Origin of the sequence: Rhodococcus pseudokoreensis (assembly GCF_017068395.1) — a bacterium.
Taxonomy (GTDB): Bacteria; Actinomycetota; Actinomycetes; order Mycobacteriales; family Mycobacteriaceae; genus Rhodococcus_F; species Rhodococcus_F pseudokoreensis.
In genome coordinates, this window is the sequence record NZ_CP070614.1 from 288,823 (window position 1) to 312,478 (window position 23,656).

The following is a 23,656-nucleotide window of genomic DNA, read 5'->3' on the forward strand; positions in this document are numbered from 1 at the left end:
GGAAAGAAATACGCTAGAGCTTTGGCTCTTTCGGCAGAAAGAGACGAAATGATGGCGAATATCCGAAATCTGCAGGTAGCGCCGTCATCCACGTCGAAAGCCGATGCCGCTGGTCGCGGCCGGGAATTGCGACGCCCCCCAAGTCACGCCGCCACAACACCACTACTTTCTGGGGAAGACACGACGCTGTCCGTCGATGACCACCAGGACACCGTCCTCACGGAGGTTCACGAGCGATCGGGTGCAACACACCGTGCTCACGGACCGACGCCACGAACCACACCGACTTCGCGCCGGTCACCAGTATCGGGCGGCGGCGCTCGGTGCGCTACCGAGTCACCGGTCGCGTTCTGATGCTTCTCTCGTTCGCGCCCTGGCGTGCCGGCTGCGTGGCGCGGTTTCGCCGATCGCCGCAGGGTGTCGCTGCGTAGCGGGGGCGGAAGATCTCGCAGGAGTCCTCGAGTCGGGTCCGCACTGCACGTTGTGCGCACGGATTGCGGGTGCGGGACCCGTCGGATAGGTTGCGCCGGTACGGGCGCGGTGGTGTTGTTGTCCGGGTCCACGGCTTCGTGAGCTCTCCCGGCGGGCAATGTCCTCGTGCCTCGTGCGTTCTCGCGGACAAAAGCGACGGGCAGATACGGCAATCAGTACTTGCGACGATGAGCAATCTGCACGCCGATGACGGTGCGCATCCACTCGCGGTGTTCATCCTGTCAACCGTCGCCGGTCGGTCTTGCATCGGACGTGATCGCCACGCTTTCCCGTAATCGGTTGAAGTGACGTGTGACGACGGGGGATTGCACCATCTGCCCGATGTTGTGTTCTTGGGCGGGAGTGTCATGTTGTGCGCACCTGGCCGTCGAGATCGCCACCCCGTGGACCGGTGACGGTGACGCAGTCCATCCCGCGCGTCCTCGTGAATGAAATGGTTTGCCTGACAGACCGACCCGCGCCTGCGCCGGGTGACCGCCCTGTAGATGGGACGGCCAACTCGATGGATCAACCGTCAGATACTGACGACGCGGCAGATTTTGGGGCCGGGCGGGTGAGTTTGCTGGAGCAGAAGTCCCTCAAGTATGTCCGGGTTGGGAAGTCGACGTCGTTGATCAGGGTGCTGGTCACCATCGCGAGAATGCGTTGGTAGAACACGCTTGGGGTGATGCCGAACTCGGGCAGGATGTATTCGTCTCCTCCGCCGAATCGGGACCATTTGGTGGCGAACGCCAGCATGGCCTGATCGTCTCGGGTCATTGTTCCTCCTCGTCCCCCGGCTGGGTGATGCTGATATTGGTCAGAGATCGTCTGCGGTGAAGCCGTTTTCGAGCCGTTGTTTGACGGTGGTGAGGAAGCGGGCGGCGTCGGCGCCGTCGACGATGCGGTGGTCGTAGGAGATGGACAGGTAGGCCATCGACCGCACCTCGATGCGGAGCTCGCCGTCGTGGCGGCTCGGGACCAGTCGTTCGACCACCGCCCCGACACCGAGGATGCCGGTCTGGGGTTGGTTGATGATCGGGGTGTCGAACAGAGCGCCGCGGCTGCCGGTGTTGGTGAGGGTGAAGGTGCCGCCAGATAATTCGTCTGCGGTGATCGTGCCGGTGCGGACCTTGTCGGCTTTGTCCGCGATCGCCCGGGCCAGGTCTTCGATCCCGAGGGTCTGGGCATTCCGAATGACCGGCACCATCAAGCCTTTTTCGCTGTCGACGGCCATGCCCAGGTGGCAGTGGTCGTAGTAGGTCATCTCGGTGACCTCGGTGTTCAGCGAGGCGTTGAGGACCCGGTGCTCGGCGAGTGCGTCGACGGCGGCTTTGGCGAAGAACGGCAGGAAGGAGAGCTTGAGTCCGGTCCGGTGCAGGAATTCGTTCTTGTGGGTGGCCCGCAACCGGGCGATCGCGGTGACGTCGACCTCGAGCACCGTGGTCAGCTGGGCGGCGGTCTGCAGCGATTCGACCATCCGCTGGGCAATCGTGCGGCGGATGCGCGGCAGCTTTTCGGTGGTCGAGCCGGCCACAGGCTGCGACGCAACGGTGCCTGCCGTGTCCGGCTCCGGCGGCGGCGAGGGAACCGCCGCCGGGGCCGGGGGCACCGCTGCTGCGGTCTGTGCCGGTTCCGCCGCCGGTGCCGGTATGGGTGGGGCCGCGGGAGCCGCAGCCGTGCCGCCGGTTTCGGTGATGATGGCCAGTTCGGCGTCGATGGCGACGACGTCGTTCTCCTCGGCGAGGTGCCGGTGGAGAATTCCGGTGACCGGTGATGGGATCTCGGTGTCGACCTTGTCGGTGGCGACCTCGAGGAGTGGTTCCTCTGCGGTGACGTGGTCACCGGGTTGTTTGAGCCACCGGGTGATGGTGCCTTCGTCGACGTTTTCCCCGAGGGCCGGCATCCGCACCGTGGTGCCTGCGAGTTGTTCGGTTGTCATGGTGGTGTCCTGCTCCTGGCCTGTGTGCGTGCGGGTCTCGGTGAAATCAGGGGATGATGTCGAGCGCCGCCCGCACGATGCTGTCGGTGTCGATGCCGTGGTAGCGGTACACCTCGTCGAGGGAGCCGACCTGCCCGAACTTGCTGACCCCAAGGCAGGTGCTGCGCACCTGGTTGATCCCGGCGAGGAACGCCAGCGTGTGCGGGTGCCCGTCGAGGACGGTGACGATCGGGGTGGCGCGATCGGCGGGGAACAGTTGGTCGAGGATCCAGCTCTCACCGGGTCCGCGGCCCTGCCGCGCCTGCATGGCCTCGAACAGCAACCCGGGGCTGGTGATGCAGACGACGTCGGCGGGGATGGCTTGCTCGGCGAGACGATCGGCGGCCTCGAGGCCTTCGGTCATCATTGCCCCGATCGCGACGATGGTGACCTGCGCATCATCTCGGCGGACGAGGGGGTAGCCGCCGGCCACCACCTGACGGCGACGGCGCTCGCGGGCCGCCGGGTCCGTGGGCACCGCGGCCAGGGTCTGATCGACCGGGCGGGTGGACAGCCGCAGGTAGGCGGAGGTGCCGTCCGGGCGGCCGAGCCGGCCGATGCTGGCCAGCAAGGCCCACTCGGTGTCGATCGCGAACGCCGGTTCGTAGCTGATGCACCCGGGCTGCTCGAGACCGATGGACGGGGTCTTGATCGACTGGTGCGCACCGCCTTCGGCGGCGAGGGTGACACCGGAGGGGGTGCCGACCAGGATCGACTGCCCGCCCGCGTAGATGCCGTACGACCAGGGCTCGAGGGCGCGTTCGACGAACGGGTCGTACATCACCCCGATCGGGAACAGCGGCTGCCCCCACCGGCTCCAGGTGGCGCCGAGCTCACCCATCAGTCCGACCAGGTTGGTTTCGGCGATGCCCAGTTCCATGTGCTGCCCGGTGGGCCGCTCATTCCAGTGCATGATGGTCTCGCGGTCGTCCTCGAACCAGTTGCGGCGCTCGGCCGCCGACCACACGCCGACCTTGTTGACCCACCCACCGAGGTTCGTCGTCGAACTCACGTCCGGGCTGACCGTGACCACCCGTTTCGCGGCCTCGGGAGCCTCGCGGGTCAGGTCCAGCAGCACCCGGCCCAGCGCCGCCTGGGTGGTGGCGGTGCCCTTCGGGGTGCGGCCGATGTCGGTCGGGATCGTCAGCGCGGGCAGCGCCGGGACAGGGTTCCGGCGCAGCCGCTCCGCGTTACTCGCGCACCGCCGCCCGGCTGGGGAGTCGGCGTCGAACCGGCCCCACGGCGACGCCGGGTCCATGCCCAGATCGGCCGCGAGCGAGGCGAATTCGTCCACCGACAGCAGCGACGAGTGGTTCTGCGGGTGCCCCTGTGTGGGCAGCCCGTAGCCCTTGATGGTGTAGGCGATGATCACCGTCGGCCGGGTGTCGTCGATCTGCCGATAGGCCGCGGTCAGCGCGGTCAGGTCGTGGCCGCCGAGGTTGCGGATGGCCGCGATCAGGGTGGCGTCGTCGAGACCGGCGATCAGCGCGCTGATCTCGGCGCTGCCGGGGCCGTTCCCGGGCAGGCGGGTACGGACCTCGTCGGCGCTGCACCGCAGCAACCGCTGGTATTCGGGGTTGGGCATATCCAGGATGCGGGTGCGCAGCGCCTGCCCGCCGGGGCGGGTGAACAGTTCTTCGAGGAGTTTGCCGAACTTGACGGTGATCACCTGCCAGCCGGCGGCGTCGAACATCTTCTCCAACCGGTTGGCGGCGATGTTCGGAATCACCCGGTCCAGGGACTGCCGGTTCAAATCGACGATCCACACGACCTCGCCGAGGTCGGCGATGCCCGGGTCGAGGATAGCCTCCCACACCGCGCCCTCGTCGAGTTCGGCGTCCCCGACCAGCGAGTACTGGCGACCTGTGCCGGCGCCGCCGGTGGTGGTTTCGACGTATCGGCGGGCCATGGCCCCCCAGATCGGCGCGGTGGCGCCGATGCCCACCGAGCCGGTGGAGTAGTCGACGGTGTCGGGGTCCTTGGACCGGCTGGGGTAGGACTGCAGACCACCGAATTCCCGCAGGGTGGTCAGGTACTTCTCGTCGAGTTCACCGAGCAGGTAGTTGATGCCATGCAAGACCGGGGAGGCGTGCGGCTTGACCGACACCCGGTCGCCCGGTTGGAGCTGTTCGAACCAGAGTGAGGTCATGATCGAGACAATCGACGCGCAGGAGGCTTGGTGGCCGCCGACCTTGAGGCCGGTGGGATTGGGCCGGATGCGGTTGGCGTGATGGATCATCGAGGTGGAAAGCCACAACACCCGCTGCCGGATCGCTTCGAGCGTGTCGAGATCACCGGAGATACTGGTCTGCACAGGCAGGGTCGCGGTCTGATCGGCAGACAGGGCGTGATTCATCGATCTTCTCCTTCTTGAAATGCAAATGCTGTGCGAAGCGGAAGGTTCGCGTGGTTCGGACACAGGTGGTTCAGTCGGTCGACCGAACGTTGTGGGTGCGATCGAACTCGAGATGACCTGAGGGGAGAGGATCGGATCGGATCCCTGGGCCGTAGAGTGTTCCCGCTGTGCAGGACTCTCATTCAGTCCAACAGAAGGGGGTCTTATGCGCAATACTGTCGGTTCGCATTAATCAAAATGCGCACTCTTGAGGTAACCCGAAGAACGCTGGGTTGGCAGAATGCCCTGAGAGGACGTCGACGGGGCGGTCTATCCGTCGAGCTGCTGATGCGACTAGATGGTGCCCGGGTGATCGGTGACCACTTCGACAACGAGTTCGATCTCCACCGGGGCATCGAGTGGAAGGACCGCGACTCCGACCGCGGACCGAATGTGTGCGGCGTTGTCGCCGAACACCTCTGCCAGTAGTTCGGACGCCCCGTTGACTACGGCAGGCTGATTCGTGAAGTCAGGTGCGGAGGCTACATATCCGACAACCTTGACTACTCGCACGATCGAGTCAATTCCGACCAGGTCGTCTACTGCTGCGAGCGCGTTGAGTGCGCAGACACGTGCGAGTTCGATGGCTGCGGTGACGTCGACATCGGTCCCCACTTTTCCTTGGATCGGGAGTGTGCCTTCAACGAGCGGTATCTGGCCGGACGTTTGGACCAGGTTCCCCACACAGTTTGCCGGAACATACGCCGCGAGCGGCGCAGCGGTCTGTGGGAGGTGAAGAGCCATGGAACTGAGCTTTTCGGTCCACGTGGGCATATCTATCTCCTTCGGAGGGGCATGTTGAGAGAACCCGGTTACTCGGCGAGCCGCGCCATGAGGGAACTCGCCTCCTGCGACGCATCGCCGCTTTCGGTGAGATGTGCCTGTCCTGCAGGCAATTCGCGGCCGTGGTGGGCCATCGCCTGCGCGTAGAGACGCCCGGCGCGGTAGGAGGAGCGGACGAGGGGTCCGGCCATGACGCCGGCGAAGCCGATTTCCTCGGCGGTCGTGGAGTGCTCGACGAACTCCTCGGGCTTGACCCACCGTTCGACGGGGTGGTGGCGGGGGGAGGGGCGCAGGTACTGGGTGATGGTGATGATGTCGCAGCCGGCGTCGTGCAGGTCGTGCAACGCCTGGGTGACCTCGTCGGGGGTTTCGCCCATCCCGAGGATGGACTTGGTGACGAGGTTGTCTTCGCGGGCGGCGGTGATCACGTCGAGGCTGCGCTGGTAGCGGAACGCGGGGCGGATCCGCTTGAAGATGCGCGGGACGGTTTCGACGTTGTGCGCGAGCACCTCGGGGCGGGTGGCGAACACCTCGGCGAGCTGGTCGGGTTTGGCGTTGAAGTCGGGGATGAGCAGTTCGACGCCGGTGCCGGGGTTGAGCTGGTGGATCAGGCGGACGGTTTCGGCGTACAGCCAGGCGCCGCCGTCGGGGAGGTCGTCGCGGGCGACGCCGGTGATGGTGGAGTACCGCAGTCCCATCGCCTGGACGGATTCGGCGACGCGGCGGGGTTCGTCGCGGTCGAGGTCGTCGGGTTTGCCGGTGTCGATCTGGCAGAAGTCGCAGCGGCGGGTGCATTGTTCACCGCCAATGAGGAACGTTGCCTCGCGGTCTTCCCAGCATTCGTAGATGTTGGGGCAGCCGGCTTCTTCGCAGACGGTGTGCAAACCCTCGCGCTTAACGAGGCCCTTGAGCTCGGAGTATTCCGGGCCCATCTTCGCTCTCGTCTTGATCCAGTTCGGTTTGCGTTCGATCGGGGTCTCCGCATTTCGGATCTCGAGGCGGAGCAATTTGCGTCCTTGTGGCGCCACAGTCGGCTCCTCTCAGTGCTTCTGGCGAATCGGTCGTTCGAAAATAGTTCTCGCACTGAGCCGTTGCCGACAGCTGAAAATGAAGTACCGCTGCCCGGGTTAACAGTGCCGCAACCCGTCAGCGACCACCATGCCATCCCGACGCGAGGGATCGCCTCCGTCGCCGGGACCGGCACCGCTGCTGTAGTGGACATGTCACGCCCGTGTGTTGGCGCATCGAACAATGCGACGCTCGGTGGCGATCGCGCGTGGTGTGGAGCTAGCCTCTGAGGATCAGAAGATCCCGCTGTAGGCGTTCAATGCCGGCTGCCCGCCCAGGTGTGCGTAGAGAACATTGGAGTTCTTGTCGATTTCGCCGGTCTTGACGAGGTCGATCAGGCCTGCCATCGACTTGCCCTCGTAAACAGGGTCGATGATGACGCCCTCGAGTCGGCCAGTCAGCTTGATGGCCTCGATGGTCGACTCGACGGGGATTCCGTAGAGGTCACCGGCCCACCCCTCGAGTACGGTGATCTCGTCCTCGCGGAGGTCGCGGCCCAAGCCGATGAGCTCGGCGGTGTTCCGGGCGATTCGTTCGACCTGGTCACGAGTCTCTTTGATTTTGGCCGACGCGTCGATTCCGAGCACGCGGCGCGGGCGGTCCTGGCCGGCGAAGCCGGCGATCATGCCGGCGTGGGTGGATCCGGTCACGCTGCACACCACGATGGTGTCGAAGAAGACCCCGAGTTCTTCTTCCTGCTTCTGGACCTCGTAGGCCCAGTTGGCGAATCCGAGGCCACCGAGCTTGTGATCGGAACCGCCAGCGGGAATGGCGTATGGAGTACCTCCCCGCCGCTTGACGTCCTCGATGGCGTTCTGCCAACTGTCCTTGAATTCGATTCCGAATCCGGAGGGGTCGAGCCGGACGTCGGCGCCCATGATGCGGGAGAGCAGGATGTTGCCGACTTTGTCGTTGACCGAGTCCGGCCAGTCAACCCACTTCTCCTGAACGAGTACGGCTTTCAGGCCGAGTTTCGCGGCCACCGCAGCGACCTGCCGGGTGTGGTTGGACTGGACACCGCCGATGGAGACCAGTGTGTCTGCTCCCTGTTCGAGCGCGTCCGGGATGATGTATTCGAGCTTACGGGTCTTGTTGCCGCCGTAGGCAAGACCCGCATTCACGTCCTCACGCTTGGCCCAGATCTTTGCACCGCCGAGATGCTTGCTCAGCCGATCAAGCTGGTGGACGGGGCTGGGGCCGAACGTCAGGGGGTAACGCTTGAAGTCTTCGATCGCCACGTGCTTCTCCTTGAGTTGGGGAGGTCTTCCTTGTCCGGTCCCGACGTGTCGGGTTCTCTGCTCACACGCGGAGGGTGAAGGCGCTTCCCTTCCCTTGCCGTGCAGCGTGCAATATATTGCACATGGGTCGAGACGGCTTGTCAACCAGTCGCTCGTAGTCCGTGTACGGACAAGAACCCGCCAACCACTAGTGCGACCTGGAGAAACCACATGATGATCGAACGCGATTCGACCTGTTCAGAGGCGCCGCATAACGTCGGGACCTCACGTGTCAAGCGTGGCATGGCCGAGATGTTGAAGGGCGGGGTCATCATGGACGTCGTCACCCCCGATCAGGCGAAGATCGCCGAGGACGCCGGTGCGGTCGCGGTGATGGCGCTCGAGCGGGTGCCCGCGGACATCCGGGCGCAGGGTGGGGTGTCCCGGATGAGTGATCCGGACATGATCGACGGCATCATCTCCGCAGTGTCGATCCCGGTGATGGCCAAGGCCCGGATCGGGCACTTCGTGGAGGCGCAGATCCTGCAGTCCCTCGGCGTCGACTACGTCGACGAGTCGGAGGTGCTGACCCCCGCCGACTACGCCAATCACATCGACAAGTGGCAGTTCACCGTCCCGTTCGTGTGTGGTGCCACCAATCTGGGTGAGGCGCTGCGGCGGATCACCGAGGGGGCGGCGATGATCCGGTCCAAGGGTGAGGCCGGTACCGGTGACGTGTCGAACGCGACCACGCACATGCGGACGATCGGTGGGGAGATCCGCCGGTTGACCTCGCTGAGTGAGGACGAGCTGTATGTGGCGGCGAAGGAGTTGCAGGCCCCGTACGATCTGGTCGTCGAGGTCGCCAAGGCCGGGAAGTTGCCGGTCACCATGTTCACCGCCGGTGGTATCGCCACCCCGGCGGATGCGGCGATGATGATGCAGCTCGGCGCGGAGGGTGTGTTCGTCGGTTCCGGCATCTTCAAGTCCGGCAACCCGGCGGAGCGGGCCGCGGCGATCGTCAAGGCCACCACGTTCTTCGACGACCCGGACGTTCTGGCGAAGGTGTCCCGCGGGCTCGGCGAGGCCATGGTCGGCATCAACGTCGACGACATCCCCGTCCCGCACCGGCTCGCCGAACGCGGCTGGTGATCCCCGCGGGCAAGAGGGGAACGGTGGGGCAGAGGAACGCAGACTGATGTCAGATCCGGGCGTCTCATCCGGGCATCTCCCGCCCCCATCGGTCGTTGCCCGACACGACTTCCGCGCCTGCCACATGCAGTTCCCGAGGAAAAGGTGAGATACGATATTTTGCATGCCGATACCATCAGAGCGCGGTAGGCACAAAAGGTCATTGCTGCGCGAGAACGCCTACGTCTCGCTCCGGGACGCGATCGTCAACGGTACCTTCGCGCCCGGGGAACAGCTGCGTGACGCCGAGTTGGAGGAGTGGCTCGGAATCAGTCGCACCCCGATCCGGGATGCGATCGCGCGGCTGGAGTCGGCGGGTCTCGTGCACACCGAACCAGGCCGGTCCACTGTGGTGTCGACGATCGAGCGCAAGGCGATTCTGGATGCGCAGAGCGTGGCCGCCTCGACGCATGCTCTCGCCGTTCGGATCGCGGTGCCGCTGATGGGTAAGCGGGAATTCGATGCCATGGAGAAGGCGAACAAGCAATTCGCGGCGGCGTTCGCCGCGGGCGATGTAGATCTGGCGTTGCGTAGTGACGACGAGTTCCACGGCGTAGCGGTTACGGCGAGCCAGAATCAGGTCATCCCCACAGTACTCGAGCACGTGACCCCTGTCCTCAGGCGGATTGAACGCCTACGGTTCTCGTCTCTCTCGGGGCGCGAGTCCATCGCTCAGCACAAGCAGATCGTCAAGCTCTGCCGCAGCGGTGATGCGGACGGGGCGGCGGCGGCGGTTCAGCGAAATTGGGAAACCTTGGCCCTGCTAGTCGATCGTGACGAACTGGCAGAACCGCAGAATGCCGACCCGCAGACGGGGAATTCGACTGCTTAAAGGAACTCTCGCTCCTGGTTACTCTCTTAAAAACGCTGTCGTACGGCTCCGCGCAGATAGCCTGTGCGCTTTGTGGTACGCCGATAACGGGATCAAACTGAAAGCATTGGGAATGCCAATCGCGACAATCAACGAAATTCAACTCAACTACGAGGTCAGCGGCGAAGGTCCGCTCGTGGTGTTGATCATGGGGACCGGCAGCCCTGGCAGGGTCTGGAAGCTGCACCAAGTGCCGGCGCTGGTCTCTGCAGGGTTTAAGGTCTGTATCTTTGATAACCGAGGAATCGAACCGAGCAGCGCCAACTTCGATGTCATCACCATCGACGAACTGGTTGCGGACACTGCGGCATTGATCGAACACATCCGGGATACCAGTACTTCGCGAGCTTTCGTCGTCGGGACCTCGCTGGGCGCACGCATTGCCCAGGAACTCGCACTGGCTCGACCGGACCTGGTCGAGAAGGCCGTCTTCCTCGCCGGTCATGCGCGGTACGACGAACTGCAGAGAACCCTTGTCGAGGGCGAACTCGAGAATGCCAACCGGCAGATGACCATGTCCCCGAAATACCATGCCGCCGTCACCGCCGCGTTGAACCTGTCACCTACAACACTAGAAGACGACAGCAGCGCACGGATGAGGCTCGACGTCTTCGAGTACTCGCTTCCAAACAACAGTCGTGGTGTACTCGCGCAGAAGCGAATTGCTCCCGACTTCGATCGCAGGGCGGCGTATCGACAGATCGCTGCGCCGTGCCTGTCTATCGGCTTTGCCGACGACCGCATGATCCCATCGTCATCCGCCGCCGAACTCGCACGTCTCATACCCGGCGCCCGATACATCGAGATCCCCGACGCCGGGCATTACGGCTACCTCGAGCAACCGGACACGGTGAACATCGAAATGGTGAACTTCCTGGCCAACTGACCGGGATAGCGTGGAACCGGCCCTTCAGAGATTAAGGCCCAGTTCAGCGACCGCACGGCGAGGCATCAACCGCAACGGTGCCCCGCATCGTTGGCGTGTGTTCTGCCAACTGTCTTCGAATTCAAATTGGCGAATGGAAATGCTCTCGAAAACCAGGGCGGTTCAACCTCGCCGACCACACCTTCTTTGGTGAAAGTCCGTCTCGTAGAACACCTCTGGTGGGCCTAGGGAGGCCTGGGCAAGTGTGGTCGGGTGGTCACCTGCACCCCTTTCATCGAGTAGTTTCCGGCGCGGCCTTGCCAAAGCAACCTAAACGCAATATTTTGCATGCAGGATGTCGTGAGAGCCACGTCACGTCCGTGTCTCGGCTCCAGGACTACATCTACTCGTAGAAGGAAGCTCATGGCCCCACACCAACCCGAACTGACCGAAGATGGTCTTTCTCGCGGCCTGAACGCCCGACACATCCGCATGATCGCGATCGGAGGGGCGATCGGCGTGGGACTGTTTCTGGGATCGGGCAAAGGCATCAACTTCGCCGGCCCGGCCCTCATCGCGGTGTACGCGATCACCGGATTCTTCATCTTCATCGTCATGCGAGCACTCGGCGAACTACTGATGTACCGGCCCGTTACCGGAAGCTTCGCCGCATACGCGAGAGAATTCCTCGGCCCGTCCTACGGATTCATCACCGGGTGGGGCTACTGGCTCACCTGGACAATAATCGGAATGGCAGAACTCACTGCCGCGGGCATCTTCGTCAAGTTCTGGTTGCCGTCGATTCCGCAGTATCTGACCGCGTTGGTTGCCCTTGTCGCGATTATGGCGCTGAACCTGGCGAGAGTCGGCTTTTTCGGCGAAGCCGAATTCTGGTTCGCCTCCATCAAGATTGTCACCATCCTCGCGCTGATCATCGGCGGTGCGTGCGCATTGATCTTCAACCTCGGCACTGCCGGGCGAGATGGTTCCATCGAGAATCTCTGGTCTCACGGTGGCCTCGCGCCGCAAGGCTTGCTCGCCGTTCTGCTGGCCTTCCAGATCGTCGTCTTCTCCTACCAAGGTGTGGAACTGATCGGTATGACCGCGGCCGAGACCAGCAACCGAGAAAAAGTTCTTCCCAAGGCAATCAACTCCATTCCCTGGCGAATCGGGATCTTCTACGTTGGAACGCTCATCGTGTTGCTCTCGCTCTTCCCGTGGGACCAGTTCAGCGCCAACGAGAGCCCTTTCGTCAAGGGCTTCGCTCAACTCGGTCTACCGGCGGCCGCGTCTGTCATGAACTTCGTGGTCCTCGCCTCGGCACTCTCGTCATGCAGTGCCGGCCTCTACAGCAACGGCAGACTGCTCAAGAAGCTCGCCTCAGACGGCATGGCGCCCGCCCGGTTCCGCAAGACCAACAAGGATCACGTGCCTGCCGCCTCGATCCTGGCATCGGGTGCTGTCATGCTGATCGGTGTAGTGGTAAACGCCATCGTCCCGGAGAAAGCCTTCTCGTACATCTCGGCCGTCGCCACCATCGGCGGCATCTGGTGCTGGGGAATTATCGTTGTGTGCCATCTCGTATACCGATCGCGAGTGGCAGCCGGGGTGGCCGCTCCGAGTCCGTTCCGTCTGCCCTTCGCCAAGCCTTTGTGCTGGGCCACACTGGTCTTCTTCGCGTTCGTGACGGTCTTGCTGGCGTTCGACGAAAGCCAAAGGGTCGCTCTCTATGCGGTTCCGATTTGGGCTGCCGTTCTGCTGATCGGATACCGTGCCTCCCGTTTCCGCCACGCGGTCGACGAACCACAACAGGTCGGTTGGTCGCTGTCCAAGCGGTGACATCGGCCGGGCGCGGAGCCAAGCCGTCCGCCGCCCGCGCTCACGATTGATCGCAGCATTGGTCACCATCGAGTGACCGACAGCGAGTGCGGGATGGGCTAGACCAGTGCCGGGCGCGGCTCACCGCGCCCGGCACGTCTGTTGCTGCTTCGCACCCAGAACTTCGTGGGCCCGATTCCTGCCGTCGGTAGGCATCTTTCAGGATGGTCACTTCGGTCACCTCGAGCTTGGTGCGTCGATTCCGAGCGAGAACTGTGCCTCCTCGAGTGTCAGGCCATCACGTGCGATCTCTCCCGAAACTTCGAATCTGCAGCGAAGCCCAGCGCCCTCTTCCACCCATCGAATAACGATCCCTCGGGAAGAGGCTACGTCGGCCATTCGCTCCTGTAGGCGCAGACGCTCGACAACCTGCTCGAGCCGGATCGCGGCGATAAGCAGGCGCGATTCGCGGGTGGCGCAGTCCGCGGCGTCGTCTCGTAGCATGACCCAAAGGGACTCCGACACCGGCAAATTGACCGGACGAGGCAATCCATGAACGAGTTCTTCGTCATTCTCGGTGATCCGGCGAGGGACGATCGGGTCCATCGTTCTCCTTGGAGAGCGTAACGGTATTCTGGAAGGTGCAGCGGGTCGCGACAACCGTGATCGAGGGACCATATCGTCCTTGTCGCGTGTGCGACGCAACGGCACCCCAACACCCTGTACCGCGTCCTGCGGTTCAAGGCGGACGCGGTACAAGGCGACGGAACATCTTGTGATGGACGGTCGGTTGGACTAGCGAATCGCTCGGAATTTGAAACCGGAGACGAGGGCTATGATGCTGATTCCGGCCAGAAGTGCCAGGTAATAGCCTGGCGCGACCGGTTGTCCGGTCGCCTGAATCAGGAATGCGGTGACCATCGGAGTGAAACCGCCGAAGATCGCGACCGTGGTGTTGTAGCTGAACGACAGGCCCGTCGCTCTGGTATGTACTGGGAACGCGTCGGACATCACGGATGGTAGCGCACCGAAGTACGCGGCCTTCATCGCTCCGAGGGCGATCATCACCAGGCAGAGTACGAGGAATGACTTCGCGGCGATCAACCACATAAAGAGCGGAATGACGGTCACTGCGATGACGACGGCCGCTGGAATCATGATGTTCAGTCGTCCGTATCGGTCGGATAGGTGTCCGACCACCGGTGTTGCGAAGGTGAGGATTGATCCCGTAATCACCAGCGAGATGAAGGAGGTGGACTGTGAGAGTCCGAGTTCCTTGATTCCGTAGGTCGGCATGTATTGCATGGTGAAGTTCAAGGCTGTCGAGATGGCAAGTGATCCGCCCGCGATGACGATGCTCAGCTTTTGGGTGCGGAACAGGGTGCGGATCGGTTGTGGCTGTGTCGATGGGTCGCGTTCGACGGGGACTTCCTCGACCACCCGACGGATGATGTACCCCACTGGTCCTACGAGAAGTCCGAAGATGAAGGGAATCCGCCATCCCCACGAGTTCATATCGTCTTCATTGAGTACCGCGGTCAGGCCCGCGACGAAGATGGCTGCGAAGGTGATCCCGAGGCCCTGGCTGGCGAACTGGAAGCTTCCGAAGAAGCCACGACGCTTGCCGTTCTGGGCGATCAAAAAGGATGTTGCAGCGCCGAATTCGCCTCCGGCGGAGAACCCTTGGATCAGCCGGGCCAGAATGATTCCCAACGGCGCCAGAATGCCGATCTTGTCGTGGCCGGGCATGAACGCGATCAATGCGGTACCCACGACCATGAGCCGAATTGTGAGCATCAGACCCTTTTTCAGGCCATTGCGGTCCGAGTAGGACCCGATGATCAGTCCGCCCAGCGGCCGGACCAAGTACGAAACGCCGAAAACGGCGAAGGTCTGAATGAGCTGGATCGATTCGCTCTCGGATGGAAAGAAGTTGTGACCTATGTAGATCGCCAGGAGCGCATAGATAGTCATGTCGAACCACTCGAGTGCGTTCCCGATAGTCGCGGCTGCAATGCCGCGCGTCCGCGAAACGTTGCGCGCCGCTGACTGTGGTGGTTCTGTTGCCTGATTGCTTACCATTACGACCTCCGGTTGAATGATTCTCGGTTCACGCGCTCTCGACAAGATCCCGAAGGGAAGGGACGCCGCTGTCCCGAGGGGCACCGAGATCGAAGAAGAGCCCAGCGGCGATGCGGAGACCCTCCCGCGCGACCCGGGCGAGCATGTGCTCGTTCGGGGAGTGCTGAAGACACCCCGGGTAGGAATGTGGAACCCAGATCGTGGGTAGACCGAGCGTGGATTCGAAGACGCTGTTCGGGAGCGATCCACCGAAGTTGGGCAGGATCGCCGGTGTTGTCCCCGTGGTGCGCTGGATCGAGTCACTGGCCCAACCGACCCACGGGTTGGTCGGGTCCGTGCGGCTTGCTTCATAGCGGGTCAGTGTGCGGACCGAGACCATGGGGAAGCCGCAACTATCGAGATGAGAGCGGAGTGTGGATTCGATGTCGTCGACGTGTGTGCCCACCACGTATCGCAGTTGAAGAACGGCACGCGCTGCGCCGGGTATCGCGTTGACGGGATCGGCGGTGTTCCCGGCGCTCATGGCGAGCACCTCGAGGGTGTTCGCGCCGTAGACGCGCTCGGCGGCCGTCAAGGAGGTGTCGGCCCAGTCCTCGTCGAGATCGGGATCGTGTTCCTCCGTGACAACCTTGACGTTGGCAAGGGCATCGCGAACCGAACGTGGTATCCCTTCAGCCGGGAGCAATTCGCTCAGTTGTATTCGACCGTGTCCGTCGACGAGAGATCCGATTGCGGCGGCGAGGGTCGTCGCGGGATTTCGCAATAGGCCACCCCAGTTACCCGAGTGATAGTCGCCGGCCCTCAGATCGACGGCGAGTTCGAACCCGATACCGCCTCGGTTTCCGAGAAAGAGGGTGGGAGTGTCTGCCGCCAACCGGGGACCGTCTGAGGCGAGGAAGACGTCTGCTGCAAGCTCTTCCGCGTGGGCTGCCGCGAATTCGTCGAGAGAAGGTGAACCGATTTCCTCCCCGCATTCGAACAAGAATTTGAGGTTGAAACCCAGGTGTCCGCGTTCTTCGAGTACTAAGCGAAGGGCTGTCAGATTGATCCAGTGCTGGCCCTTGTTGTCCGCGATGCCGCGCCCATACCAGTAGTCCCCGTCAGCGTCGAGGACCCAAGGATCGCGCGCCGCGGCCCACTGGCCTGATTGTCCGGGCACGACATCGGCATGACCGTAGAGCAACAGTGTCGGCAGGCTCTCGCCCTCGCAGCGTGTGCCGATGAGAAATGAGTTGCCACTTCCGCGCCAGTTGTCGTAGCGCGCGACCGCTGCCCCGAGAGCTTCCAATGCGGGCGTAAGCACCTCTCCTAGGTATGCGCTTAGCGCAAGGCGCCCGCTTTCGGTTGAGCTTTCGGTGGGATACGAGATCAGGCGCGTCAAATCCTGGAAGAAGTCGTCCGAATCCGCGTGAAGTGCGGCTTTGTTGAGAATGTCTGTTCGCAAGGTATTTTTCCTCACAGCGAGCGGATGAATATTGGTCGATCCTAAGAGCGTGAACCACGCCCTGACCAGTATCATTTTCGCTAACAGGTTTGCGTTCAAGGCAACACAGAGTCTTACGTTCGGGCAACCGCCCGGACACGTGTTCGTAATCGGAGGAGGTAAGGATGAATCTGCTGACGACGGCGCTGGTGTACTTCCACGAGGTCTCGCGTACCGGTTCGATCAGCGAGGCGGCACTAGCTCAGCACGTCTCTCCCTCGGCGATCAGCCGCCAGATCAGCCAACTCGAAGCAGCCGTAGGGACAAAACTTTTCGAGCGACAGCCACGCGGGATGTCCCTCACAGACGCAGGTCTACTGTTGCTGTCTTTCACCCGTCGAGCGGAATCCGAAGGGGCGGCACTAATCGAGCGACTCGCCACGTTTCAAAGCCTCAGCTCGACAGTGATCAAGATTGTCAGCTCCGAAGGCCTCGCAAGATACAAGGTTCCGGCGGCGATCGCGGCGGTGTGCGCCAAATTCGACGGCGTCAGCTTCAAACTCGACGTCATGCCCTCCGAAGAGGCAACACGGCGGGTAGTGGACGGCGACGTGGATGTCGGTGTCGTCTTCACCTCCGGCTTGGATCGCGGCGTGCTGGTCGAGCATTCCGTTCCGATGCCGGTGTACGCGGCAGTCTCGGTCGACCATCCGCTCGCGGACAAACAGACCATCACCCTGGCTGAGCTCTGCCAGTGCAAGCTTGCGTTGCCGGACAGGGGAGTCAGCCAGCGAGATCTATTCGATCTCGCCGTGCAAGTGGAGCAACTGAATCCGGAGATCGTACTGATCTGCGACCAAGTGAACCCGATTCTCGAGTTCGCTCGTTCCGGAGTAGGTGCCACACTGGTCTCGCGCGCTGTGGTCCCGCGGGGAAGCGATGAAGGTTTGGCACTGATCACGATTGACCACCCCGCGTTTCAGCGCCGCGAGGGACAGATTCAGACGATGCCTGGACGAACACAATCGCCGCTTCTGACTGTCTTCATCTCGGAGATGACGGCGCATCTTGCAGGATGAGAGGAATCGTGTCGGCTCAGCACCGCCTCGGTCGATGGTGGTCACTTCCTAGCGGAACTCCGTTTCGGAGTCGTCGCTCCCGCGGCCGTAAACAGTGTGGTCGGCTTCGTGCTGTCGGGCCCGTCTGTCAGAAGGCCGGGATGACAACGTCACCGGTTGTGCATCCTGACCGGTCCAGCAGCCAGCCGATTCGCTTGGGGGTCGCAAAGGCGACGGCGCTGTCGAGGAACCGCAGCGATGGCTGTGCCTCGGCCACCTTCTTCTCGATACGAAGTAGGTCCTTCACGGATCGCGCCCAGACGATGAACATAAAGTTCGATTCACCCGTGGTCGAGAAGCATCCGCGCATCTCGGGGATGGATTGAAGCAGACCTGCGGTTTCACTGGCGTGGTCGGGGCGCACCCGGCAGAACCAGGTGCAGCTGATCGGCCAGCGGGAACTTTCCTGCGATATCTCGCAGCGAAACTTCATGATCCGGGACCCGGCCAGCCGGGCGAATTGACGCCGCACGGTAGCCGGATTGCGTCGGGTCAACCGGGCCAGTTCGGCAAAGCCGAGTCGGCCATCGTGAGCGAGAGGGTCGATCAGCGCAGTGTCCACGGCACTGACCGAGGTCGGGACGGTTGGCGCGGGCGGCTCGATCCGGCCCACGGCCAGTGCCTGGCCCCGGCTGAGCGCGTCCAGTCGCCAGTCGCTCGCCTCCAGATGGATGTCGGTGACCAGGCTCGTGCGGTGCCTCGCACCATGGACGGCCGGCATCAGATTCGCACCGACATGCTCTGACAGCCAGGCGATCTCACCGGCGGGCAGCTACCACCAGGCCTAAGACGGAACCGAACCGTGAGCACCCGTCACCGGCCCACACCTTCCCGAACCAGCAGGGAAGCGTCCCGACATGACCACCACCTCCACCGCCCGACGCGACATCGCCGTCGTCGGGGAATCCCTCATCGACATCACACTCAATGCTGACGGCAACTGCCGCGAACGTGTCGGCGGCAACCCCGCCGCCCTCGCGCGGAGCCTCGGCCGGCTCGGAATAGTCACCACGCTGCTGACCACATTCGGCGCCGACCCTCACGGCCGCACCATCAACCACGAACTCACCCGGTGCGGCGTCCGGATAGTCCAGGCCGGCCATCGCGCCACCCGCACCTCGACAGTGACCGCCCACCCCGACCGACCGGGCGCCCCCACCGTCGACCTTTGCTGGGAACTCGTCCACACCGACGTCCCCTCGTGTGGTCACCTGCACGTCGGCTCCATCGCCGTCGTCCGAGCACCCGGCGCCGATGACGTGGCACGACTCGTCTCGCGGCAGACCCCGGACACGACCATCAGCTACGACGTCAATGTCAGGCCCTCAGCGATGGGCCCCCGGCACATCTCGATCGCACGAATCGACGAGATGATCTCCAGGAGCGATGTCGTCAAGCTGAGCGATGCGGATCTGGCCTGGCTACGGCCAGGCGAGCGCCACGGTGATGCGATCCGGTGGTTGATGTCTCGGGGCCCGGCGATCGTGGTCGTCACCCACGGCTCTGCCGGAGCCACGGGCTACACCAGGAGCGGGTCCGTGCGTGTTCGAGGCCATCGCGTCGACGTGGCCCACGGCGATGAGATAGTGGGGCGAAACCGACGACCGTCCTGGTTCCCTCGCGATCGCCCGAAGGATTGCGAGTTCGTGCACTGCCTGGTCAACGTGACTACCAGGTCTCGCGGGCTGCAGCAGGACCGCACCGCGGTGGTCAGGCCGGCCAGGCCTCGAACAGGGGCCTATTCGAACGTTTCGAAAGGTGTTACGCTTTGTTCGGAAAGAAGGAGGCGTGATGACCGCGCAGGCTCTTGATCAGCAGACATACCTTCCTCACGAGGGTGGGGAGTTGGCCAAGGTATACAGCTTCCTCGATGCACACGAACAGCGCAGCGGCGGCACGATGCAGCCGCGGTATCTGCTGGTCGGTGCGAACGAACACGACCAGGTCGAGCTTCCTGCTGACGTGCACGCCGCCCTCAAGCAGGTGGTTACGGCACTCCAGGCGGGACGGGCGGTCACGATCGCGCCACGCACGACATTGCTCACCACGCAGCAAGCCGCGGATGTACTCGGTGTCAGCCGACCGACGGTGCGACGGCTGATCGATGCGGGAGACCTGCCGGCGGAGAAGGTCGGCAATCGCCACCGTCTGTTGCTCAGCGATGTCCTGGCGTACCAGCAGCAGCGCCGGACACGCCAATACGAGATGCTCGCGGACACCGGGGTCGAAATCTCGGACGAGAATGATCCGGCCGAGGTGGCCCGGCAACTGAAGTCGGCGCGCAAGGCGATCGCCGAGCGTCGCCGGGCCCGAAGCGCAGACCGGTAGAACTGCCTGCCGATACACTGCGGCGATGTTCGCGGTAGTCCTCGATACGTGTGTGCTCTGGCCGAGCCTGGAGCGTGATTTCCTGCTGTCTATGGCCGCCGAGGGTCTGTACCGGCCGCTGTGGTCGCAGGTGATTCTCGATGAACTCGAGTATCACGAGGCCCGCAAGCAACACGAGCGCGGCGCGTCACGTGCGGACGCCGAGGCAGCCGCGCTTAGACTGGTCACGACGATGCGTAATGCGTTCGATGACGCACTGGTCACCGAATGGGAAGGCCTCGACGGAACATTCGGGTTGCCAGACCCCGACGACGAGCATGTCGTCGCCGCTGCTCTGGTGGGTGGTGCCGGTGCGATCGTCACGGAGAACCGGAAGGACTTCCCTTCGGACCGTGTACCGCGACATATCCAGGTGCTGTCCGCGGCACAGTTCGCCGCGGACACCGTGTCGGTATCACCTGCTGCTGCTCGGCGGGCGATCGAGGAATTGGCGGACCGCTACAACAGACCACCGATGTCCGTTGAACAAATACTGGACGTGCTGGTCTCCCGCTACGGCATGAACGAAGCGGTGGAGCTGCTACGCGATCGAATGTAATCACGATCTTGCGACAGCCGCGGGCGTGGTGTCTGAGGTGATGAATGTCTATGCATAGGCGGTCGAGATCGATGTATAGGAACGAGCAGGGTGGAAGGTCCCTATGAAGATAACGACGTTGAGGTTGAGCAACTTTCAGTCGTTCGGGCCGGCGCCGACGACGATCGATCTAGCGGATCTTACGTATGTGCTCGGCCCGAACGGGGCAGGGAAGACTGCGGTACTCGAGGCGCTATCACGGCTGTTCAGCCCGGTTGCTCCGCAACGCACGATCCGTCTGAGCGATTTCCACGTTCCGGGCGTCCGCAGCATTGCCGAGAGCCAGGACGAGGCTCCCGTGTTGTGGATCGAGGTCGATCTCGAGTTCCCCGAAGCAGATACGGACGGCCAGCACGCGTCCGTCCCGCCCCATTTCTCGCACATGGCGATCGACACCGAGGACGGGGTCCCGCGAATCCGGGTCCGGCTGACCGCGGTGCTCGCTCCCGACGACGTCATCGACGAGAAGATCGAATACGTCCTGCACGCCGACGAATTCGGTGAACCGGACACCAGGGCGGCCATGTCCCGGTACGACCGCAGCCACATCGAGGTCCACTATCTTCATGCACGCCGAGACCCGACCGACCACATCTCCTACACGACCACGTCACTGATAGGGCGGACGTTGCGCGCGGTGGACTGGACGGCGGAGCGGGCCACCTTGACCGATCTCACCGGGCAGATCACGAGAGCGCTGACGACGAACAGTGCGGTGGCGAGCGTGGGCGTCCATCTCACTCAGCAATGGCAGGGTCTGCACACGGGTGCGTTCTTCGCTGACCCCTCGATCGCGTTCGGGCGAGGGGAGTTGGACGGGGTGCTGCGGCAGCTGACCGTGACCTTCGCACCCTCGCACGATGGTGCGCACTTGCCGTTCGAACGGCTCAGCGACGGCCAGAAGTCGTTGCTGTACATCTCGCTCGTGCTGTCCTGGCAAGCCCTGGCCAGACGGGTTCTCGCAGGTGAGGAAACCTCCCTAGACCCGGACAAGTTGCGGCCGCCCGTGCACACTGTGATCGCGCTGGAGGAACCGGAGAACAGCCTCGCACCCCAATACCTGGGAAGGATCATCCGGCAACTGCGCGCCGCCTGCGGCGAAGGCGACGTACAGGCACTCGTCGCGACCCACGCGCCGACGATGCTGCGCCGCGTGGATCCGGAGACGATCTGCTTCCTGCGCCTCGACCAAAATCGTCAGACCGTGGTGCACCGCATCGAGCTGCCCGCCGACGACGAAGACGCGGCGAAATATGTGCGAGAAGCCGTGGAAGCCTATCCCGAGCTGTACTTCTCGCGGCTGGTGGTGCTGGGCGAAGGCGCCAGCGAGCATGTTGTGCTCCCGCGCGTGCTCGCCGCGGCAGGAATCGCTGAAGACGATGCCTCGGTATCGGTCGTGCCTCTCGGCGGTCGGCACGTCAATCACTTCTGGCGCCTACTCAACGAGCTGCAGATCCCGCACGTGACCCTGTTGGACCTGGACAGCGGTCGGTACCAGGGCGGCTGGGGTCGCATACGCAACGCACTCAATCAGGTCAATAAGGTTCACCCCGATAGCTATACGAAGGCTCAGGTCGACGCTCTCCCGAAGTGGGACGACGACGTCGACTACCCCATGGTGCACGACCCGAACTTCGGCGGCGGTGGTCCGGTGTTGTCGTTGGAACGGCGGGGAGTGTTCTTCTCGAACCCGGTCGACCTGGATCTGCTGATGCTCGACGCATTCCCCGATGCGTACGGCGTGAACCCCCTCGAACCGGACGACGAGACGATCGTGGCCGTCCTCGGCAAAGCACACTCCCATGAAGAACGCCTCGGCAAGGACGTGCTTGCCCTGTTCGACGACTACCACGCCAAGTTCGACCTGAAGAGCAAGCCCGCCACCCACCTCGCCGCACTCTCGACCCTGGAAGACAAGGAGCTCATGGACGGTCTCCCGGACGTCCTGTCCCGGCTCATCGACCACCTGCGGGCGATGCTGGCGGAGCTACCGGAATGATCCGGGCAGAAGATTGGGCCCCGATCGACGGTCTGGTCCTCGAACCCAACGCGCTCATAGCGGCCACCACGCTCGAAGGGAACGTCGTCGTCGCGGCCGGCCCCGGAGCAGGCAAGACATCTGCTGATACGCCAGGGCACGGTTCGGTAGCCCGGTCAATGAATCGTGCAGGCTCAGATGCCGCAGCGCCTGCTCTGCCTCGATGCGCCGGATCGCCGCGGCCAGTACGGCGGCCACCGAGCGCAGGAACATCACCTCCCGGTCGGAGTAGTCGCGGGGGCGGGCACTGTGTGCGGTGAGCACTCCCCACACCGTCTCGGCGCCGATGGGAACGCAGACCCCGCTCCGTAGCCCCCGGGAATTCATGGCTTCGGTGGAGAACCGGTGCTCGCCGTACCGGTCGGGGCAGATGATGATCTGATCGGTGGCGGCCGCGTATCCGGGCTGGGAATCGGTACCGGGGGCGAAGGTGTCCGGGACGGGTGGTTGACCGCGGTAGGCGAGCACCCGCAACACCGCGCCCGGCTCCTCGGCCCGGGCGACCGAGGCGCAGTTGACTCCGACCAACGCGGCGGCTGCGTCCGCCGCGGCGACGAGGACGTGGTCGAGGTCGCCGTCGACGGCGAGCTGACTCAGGTCGGCGAGGGCGCGTTGTTCGCGGACCCGATACGCGGCCGCCTCCAACGCGGTGTGCAGGCGCTGTTCGTGCTCCTGGGCGGTGCGCAGGTCCTGGGCGATGCAGGCGATCACCGCAGGGCGATGGTCCTCGGTGCGCTCGATCACGTAGGTGGACAAGGTCACCGGGATTGGTTCACCGGTCAGGAAGTGCCGGAACTCCGACCGGCCCTCCCATCGGCCCTGTTCGAGCAGGGCTGATTCCATCTCGGGGGCCTGGACGAATCCGACGTCGGTGAAGAATTCCGGCGCCCCGGGCGGCGACGGCGGCCTCGTCGGTCAGTCCCATCAGCTGCATCCCGGCGGGGTTGAGGTAGCGCAGGCGTCCGGTGTCGTAGTCGGCGAGTGCGACCAGGTTCTGGGCTTCCTCGATCGCCGACAGCAACATGCGGGCTTCCGCTGTTTCCGGTTTCATCCTGGCCGTCCTCCCAGCCTCGATGTGCGGCGCCGCCGTGGTGTCCACCCCTGCAGGTCGAGCCTTCGCATTGCTTGTGATGAGTCGAGTGAACACCGACAGATCCGATCAGTCGATGGGCGATGCGTCCAGATCGCGGGTGCACCGTCCCTCGCTTGCATCGTGACGGTGCCGGTGGTCGGGTCCAGTTACGTTTTCGGGTTCGGCGTTCGGGGCCCGTCGATTCCCGCACCGCCGCCTACGTCCGCAGATTCGGCCGAACATCCGGACGATCGGGCTATTTCAGGAGCAGCAGGGTGAGCAACACGCACCGCTCTCC

At 63.5% G+C, this 23,656-nt stretch carries 19 protein-coding genes and 1 pseudogene; 9 read left to right on the forward strand and 11 right to left on the reverse strand.

Going from position 1 to position 23,656, the window contains the following annotated elements; translation table 11 throughout:
• Positions 1–999: 999 nt before the first annotated feature.
• The 6 genes from JWS13_RS01315 to JWS13_RS01340 all read right to left on the reverse strand — a co-directional run bounded on the left by JWS13_RS01315 (position 1,000) and on the right by JWS13_RS01340 (position 7,936).
• Complete coding sequence (locus tag JWS13_RS01315; RefSeq protein WP_206004015.1) at positions 1,000–1,251, reverse strand: DUF3263 domain-containing protein; 252 nt, start codon at positions 1,249–1,251, stop codon at positions 1,000–1,002.
• A gap of 40 nt (positions 1,252–1,291) precedes the next feature.
• The gene (locus JWS13_RS01320; RefSeq protein ID WP_206004016.1) at positions 1,292–2,413 is read right to left on the reverse strand and encodes a 2-oxo acid dehydrogenase subunit E2; all 1,122 of its coding nucleotides are present in this window, start codon (positions 2,411–2,413) and stop codon (positions 1,292–1,294) included.
• Between the two features lie 46 nt (positions 2,414–2,459).
• Positions 2,460–4,808 (reverse strand): transketolase-like TK C-terminal-containing protein, encoded by a 2,349-nt coding sequence (locus JWS13_RS01325; RefSeq protein ID WP_206004018.1) that lies wholly within the window; start codon positions 4,806–4,808, stop codon positions 2,460–2,462.
• A gap of 333 nt (positions 4,809–5,141) precedes the next feature.
• A complete protein-coding gene (locus tag JWS13_RS01330; RefSeq protein ID WP_206004020.1) occupies positions 5,142–5,621 on the reverse strand; it encodes a RidA family protein in 480 nt (159 codons plus the stop codon).
• Between the two features lie 38 nt (positions 5,622–5,659).
• The gene (gene lipA, locus JWS13_RS01335) at positions 5,660–6,658 is read right to left on the reverse strand and encodes a lipoyl synthase (protein WP_206004022.1); all 999 of its coding nucleotides are present in this window, start codon (positions 6,656–6,658) and stop codon (positions 5,660–5,662) included.
• 273 nt (positions 6,659–6,931) lie between these two features.
• The gene (locus tag JWS13_RS01340) at positions 6,932–7,936 is read right to left on the reverse strand and encodes a 1-aminocyclopropane-1-carboxylate deaminase (RefSeq protein ID WP_206004024.1); all 1,005 of its coding nucleotides are present in this window, start codon (positions 7,934–7,936) and stop codon (positions 6,932–6,934) included.
• 210 nt (positions 7,937–8,146) lie between these two features.
• On the opposite strand from JWS13_RS01340, the gene pdxS reads away from it, so the two are divergent.
• The 4 genes from pdxS (at position 8,147) to JWS13_RS01360 (ending at position 12,681) form a co-directional block, all read left to right on the forward strand.
• A complete protein-coding gene (gene pdxS, locus JWS13_RS01345; protein WP_206004026.1) occupies positions 8,147–9,067 on the forward strand; it encodes a pyridoxal 5'-phosphate synthase lyase subunit PdxS in 921 nt (306 codons plus the stop codon).
• A gap of 163 nt (positions 9,068–9,230) precedes the next feature.
• Entirely contained in the window at positions 9,231–9,938 is a 708-nt protein-coding gene (locus tag JWS13_RS01350) for a GntR family transcriptional regulator (RefSeq protein WP_037206834.1), read from the forward strand.
• Positions 9,939–10,050: 112 nt separating this feature from the next.
• Positions 10,051–10,863, forward strand: a complete 813-nt coding sequence (locus tag JWS13_RS01355; protein ID WP_206004243.1) for an alpha/beta fold hydrolase — start codon at positions 10,051–10,053, stop codon at positions 10,861–10,863.
• 402 nt (positions 10,864–11,265) lie between these two features.
• A complete protein-coding gene (locus JWS13_RS01360) occupies positions 11,266–12,681 on the forward strand; it encodes an amino acid permease (RefSeq protein ID WP_206004028.1) in 1,416 nt (471 codons plus the stop codon).
• Between the two features lie 216 nt (positions 12,682–12,897).
• Here the strand turns inward: JWS13_RS01360 and JWS13_RS01365 are convergent, their stop codons facing one another.
• The 3 genes from JWS13_RS01365 to JWS13_RS01375 form a co-directional block, all read right to left on the reverse strand.
• Complete coding sequence (locus JWS13_RS01365) at positions 12,898–13,266, reverse strand: hypothetical protein (protein ID WP_206004030.1); 369 nt, start codon at positions 13,264–13,266, stop codon at positions 12,898–12,900.
• 189 nt (positions 13,267–13,455) lie between these two features.
• The gene (locus tag JWS13_RS01370) at positions 13,456–14,742 is read right to left on the reverse strand and encodes an MFS transporter (protein ID WP_206004032.1); all 1,287 of its coding nucleotides are present in this window, start codon (positions 14,740–14,742) and stop codon (positions 13,456–13,458) included.
• A 28-nt stretch (positions 14,743–14,770) separates the two neighbouring features.
• Positions 14,771–16,285 (reverse strand): M20 family metallopeptidase, encoded by a 1,515-nt coding sequence (locus JWS13_RS01375; protein ID WP_241031994.1) that lies wholly within the window; start codon positions 16,283–16,285, stop codon positions 14,771–14,773.
• A gap of 65 nt (positions 16,286–16,350) precedes the next feature.
• Between JWS13_RS01375 and JWS13_RS01380 the strand changes: the two genes are divergently transcribed.
• Positions 16,351–17,244, forward strand: coding sequence for a LysR family transcriptional regulator (locus JWS13_RS01380; protein ID WP_206004034.1), 894 nt, complete (start codon positions 16,351–16,353; stop codon positions 17,242–17,244).
• Positions 17,245–17,371: 127 nt separating this feature from the next.
• On the opposite strand, the gene JWS13_RS01385 is transcribed toward JWS13_RS01380, so the two are convergent.
• Complete coding sequence (locus tag JWS13_RS01385) at positions 17,372–18,004, reverse strand: Lrp/AsnC family transcriptional regulator (protein WP_206004035.1); 633 nt, start codon at positions 18,002–18,004, stop codon at positions 17,372–17,374.
• Between the two features lie 136 nt (positions 18,005–18,140).
• On the opposite strand from JWS13_RS01385, the gene JWS13_RS01390 reads away from it, so the two are divergent.
• The 4 genes from JWS13_RS01390 (at position 18,141) to JWS13_RS01405 (ending at position 22,247) form a co-directional block, all read left to right on the forward strand.
• Positions 18,141–19,094 (forward strand): PfkB family carbohydrate kinase, encoded by a 954-nt coding sequence (locus JWS13_RS01390; RefSeq protein ID WP_206004036.1) that lies wholly within the window; start codon positions 18,141–18,143, stop codon positions 19,092–19,094.
• Positions 19,075–19,611 carry a helix-turn-helix domain-containing protein gene (locus tag JWS13_RS01395; protein ID WP_206004037.1) on the forward strand — a complete coding sequence of 179 codons (537 nt, stop codon included), beginning with the start codon at positions 19,075–19,077 and terminating at the stop codon, positions 19,609–19,611. Before JWS13_RS01390 ends, JWS13_RS01395 begins: the two co-directional genes overlap by 20 nt.
• Before the next feature lie 25 nt (positions 19,612–19,636).
• Positions 19,637–20,209 (forward strand): PIN domain-containing protein, encoded by a 573-nt coding sequence (locus JWS13_RS01400; RefSeq protein ID WP_206004038.1) that lies wholly within the window; start codon positions 19,637–19,639, stop codon positions 20,207–20,209.
• Positions 20,210–20,312: 103 nt separating this feature from the next.
• Entirely contained in the window at positions 20,313–22,247 is a 1,935-nt protein-coding gene (locus tag JWS13_RS01405; RefSeq protein ID WP_206004039.1) for an ATP-dependent nuclease, read from the forward strand.
• 105 nt (positions 22,248–22,352) lie between these two features.
• On the opposite strand, the pseudogene JWS13_RS01410 reads toward JWS13_RS01405, so the two are convergent.
• Positions 22,353–23,337 (reverse strand): annotated as a pseudogene (locus tag JWS13_RS01410) (GAF domain-containing protein); the annotation flags it as partial.
• Positions 23,338–23,656: the final 319 nt, after the last annotated feature.